At 63.2% G+C, this 2,223-nt stretch carries 2 protein-coding genes and 1 pseudogene; 1 reads left to right on the forward strand and 2 read right to left on the reverse strand.

All coding sequences use genetic code 11. From position 1 onward, the window contains the following. Nucleotides 1-129: pseudogene (locus EOA24_RS34985) on the reverse strand (ribonuclease D); the annotation flags it as partial. 147 nt (nt 130-276) lie between these two features. After that, complete coding sequence (locus tag EOA24_RS34990) at nt 277-1,662, reverse strand: M20/M25/M40 family metallo-hydrolase (protein WP_126081168.1); 1,386 nt, start codon at nt 1,660-1,662, stop codon at nt 277-279. Nucleotides 1,663-2,087: 425 nt separating this feature from the next. On the opposite strand from EOA24_RS34990, the gene EOA24_RS34995 reads away from it, so the two are divergent. Next, a partial coding sequence (locus EOA24_RS34995; protein WP_189354498.1) for a hypothetical protein occupies nt 2,088-2,223 on the forward strand: 136 nt, incomplete at its 3' end.

Genomic DNA, 2,223 nt, shown 5'->3' on the forward strand with positions numbered 1-2,223 from the left:
AATCTGCACAACGCAGAGCCGATCGCGATGCGGGTTCAAGCCCAGCGTTTCCGTGTCGATGGCCACCGCCCCGACATTGTAGCGGGCGAGGTCGGGCAGGTCGTTCTTGTGGAAACGGATATCGGTCATTCTCTTCTCCGGATCGCGGCCCGCCGCGCCGCGTATCGCTTGGGCTGCGTCAGCAGCGGCGGCGCGTTGCGCTGGTCATTCGTCCTCGCCGCGATCCGGAGAAAAATCAACAGAAAGTTGAATCTCACATCTTGCGCGATTTCCGTCTCACCGGGTCAGCGCATCGAGGATGCGCGCCCAGGACCGCTGTCCCTTGTGGAAGGAGGTCAGTTCGTATTTCTCGTTCGGCGAGTGGATGCAGTCGTCGTCGAGGCCGAAACCGACCAGCAGCGATTCCATGCCGAGATAGGTCTGGAAATCGCCGACCACGGGGATGGAGCCGCCACCGCCGGTGGTGATAGCCTGCTTGTCCCATTCGTCGGACAGCGCGTCCTTGGCCTTGGCCAGGAACGGCGAGTCGTAGGAAAGCTGGATCGCCGGCGAGCCGCCATGCGGATGGAATTCGACCGAGCAGTCGCCGGGGATGCGCTCGCGCACGAAGGCCTGGAAGGCGGCGCGGATCTTCTTCGGATCCTGCTTGTGCACCAGCCGGAACGACACTTTCGCCGAAGCTTCCGCCGCGATCACCGTCTTGAACCCCTTGCCGGTATAGCCGCCGATGATGCCGTTGAATTCCGCCGTCGGCCTTGCCCAGGTCATTTCGAGGACCGAGCGCCCCTTTTCGCCGGCCGGAATGGAAAGACCGGCCGGTCCGAGGAAGGTCTCGGCCGTCTCGCCGAGGCCTTCCCAGGATTTCAGCACTTGGCTGGGCGTCTCCTCGACCCCGTCATAGAAGCCTGGAATGGTGACGTGGCCGTCCTTGTCGTGGATGTCGGCCAGCACCTTTGCCAGGATGCGGATCGGGTTGGCGGCCGGACCGCCATAGAGGCCCGAATGCAGGTCGCGGTTGGCCGCCTTGACGGTGACCTCCTCGCCGACCATGCCGCGCAGCGACACACAGATCGACGGCGTCTCGCGGTTCCACATGCTGGTGTCGCAGACCAGCGCGAAATCGGCCTTCAGCTCGGCGGCGTTGGCTTCCAGGAACGGCTTCAGCGACGGCGAGCCGGATTCCTCCTCGCCCTCGAACAGGATGGTGACGCGGCAGGGCAGATTGCCATGCACCTGCTTCCAGGCGCGGCAGGCCTCGACGAAGGTCATCAACTGCCCCTTGTCATCGGCCGAGCCCCGGCCGGTGATCACCTTGCGTCCAGGCTCGATCTCCTTGATCGACGGCGCGAACGGGTCGGTGTCCCACAATTCGATCGGATCGACCGGCTGGACGTCGTAGTGGCCATAGAAAAGCACATGCGGCGCACCTGCCGGCCCCTCGTGATGCGCCACCACCATCGGATGTCCGGGCGTGTCGCGCACACTCGCGTCGAAGCCGATCAGCTTGAGTTCGGCGACCAGCCATTCCGCCCCTTTGCGGCAGTCGGCGGCGAAGGCCGGATCGGTGGAGATCGACTTGATGCCGAGCAGACCGAACAGCCGCTCCAGGCTCTGGTCGAGATTCTGATCGAGACGCTCAAGGACGGGGGAGATTCTTGACATGCTTTTAGCCTTTCGATTTTGGCCAGACCCTAAGGGGCCACGCCGAAAACGAAAAGCCGTGATTGTTGGACCAACCCGGTCAATCGCTGCCGCAACATAAAAGAAGACCGCCGTGGTGGAGGGGAAACCACGGCGGTCCTTACTCGAAACGATGCGGCAGCCCGGAGAGGGGGGATAGGCTGCCGCAGTTTGCCCGGGATAGGCGGGGGACGGGCCTTGCTCCGGACTTCGGCGAAAACTGCCGATGACGTGTATTTGGGTCTGTGAACGTGGCGATTCAAGGGCATGAAAATTACACTTTTGTAACATGCCCGTGAGCGCCCAATTTCCGGCCGGACAGCATCTGTCAGGGGTGTTGCCCGAACCGGTGGGTTCCGCAGCCTTTGGCATGGACCGCGAAGGCTGGCCGCGCTATCCCTGCCGGCATGAAAAAAGGCGACCACCTCTTCCTCGTCGACGGCTCCGGCTACATTTTCCGCGCCTACCACGCGCTGCCGCCGCTCAACCGCAAATCCGACGGCCTGCCGACCAGCGCCGTGCTTGGCTTCTGCAACATGGTTT

Origin of the sequence: Mesorhizobium sp. M2A.F.Ca.ET.039.01.1.1, assembly GCF_003998035.1 — a bacterium.
GTDB lineage: Bacteria > Pseudomonadota > Alphaproteobacteria > Rhizobiales > Rhizobiaceae > Mesorhizobium.